Below are 1,025 nucleotides of genomic sequence, written 5' to 3'. Positions count from 1 at the left end.
GCATCCGCAGCTTCGGTGACTGGCTTAGCCCCGTTACATCTTCCGCGCAGGACGACTCGATCAGTGAGCTATTACGCTTTCTTTAAAGGATGGCTGCTTCTAAGCCAACCTCCTGACTGTTTTAGCCTTCCCACTTCGTTTCCCACTTAGCCAATCTTAGGGACCTTAGCTGGCGGTCTGGGTTGTTTCCCTCTTGACACCGGACGTTAGCACCCGATGTCTGTCTCCCGTGATTGCACTCTTCGGTATTCGGAGTTTGCTATGGCGGGGTAATCAGCAATAGACCCCCCAACCATGACAGTGCTCTACCCCCGAAGGTGAGACACGAGGCACTACCTAAATAGTTTTCGGAGAGAACCAGCTATTTCCAGACTTGTTTAGCCTTTCACCCCTATCCACAGCTCATCCCCTAACTTTTCAACGTTAGTGGGTTCGGTCCTCCAGTACGTGTTACCGCACCTTCAACCTGGCCATGGATAGATCGTCTGGTTTCGGGTCTACACCCAGCGACTGAACGCCCTATTCGGACTCGCTTTCGCTACGCCTTCCCTAATCGGTTAAGCTTGCCACTGAATGTAAGTCGCTGACCCATTATACAAAAGGTACGCCGTCACCCGTTTCCAGGCTCCGACTGTTTGTATGCATGCGGTTTCAGGATCTATTTCACTCCCCTCCCGGGGTTCTTTTCGCCTTTCCCTCACGGTACTGGTTCACTATCGGTCGATCACGAGTATTTAGCCTTGGAGGATGGTCCCCCCATCTTCAGACAGGATTTCACGTGTCCCGCCCTACTTGTCGTACACCTAGTTCCACAACGCTGTTTTCGCATACAGGGCTATCACCTGCTATGGCCGGGCTTTCCATCCCGTTCTGCTAACAATGCTGCTAAAGAGTACAAGGCTCTTCCCATTTCGTTCGCCACTACTCTGGGAATCTCGGTTGATTTCTGTTCCTGCAGCTACTTAGATGTTTCAGTTCGCCGCGTTCGCTTCCCTGACCTATGTATTCAGTCAGGGATGACCCAT

1 rRNA gene is annotated in these 1,025 nt (G+C 51.9%); it reads right to left on the bottom strand.

What is annotated here, in order from left to right:
- Positions 1–1,025, bottom strand: a 23S ribosomal RNA gene (locus AC1RQK_RS40440); the annotation flags it as partial.

Source organism: Cupriavidus sp. GW822-FHT02D05 (genome assembly GCF_058802485.1).
The sequence above is the reverse complement of the archived record's forward strand: the minus strand, read 5'-3'. Positions and strand labels throughout refer to the sequence as shown.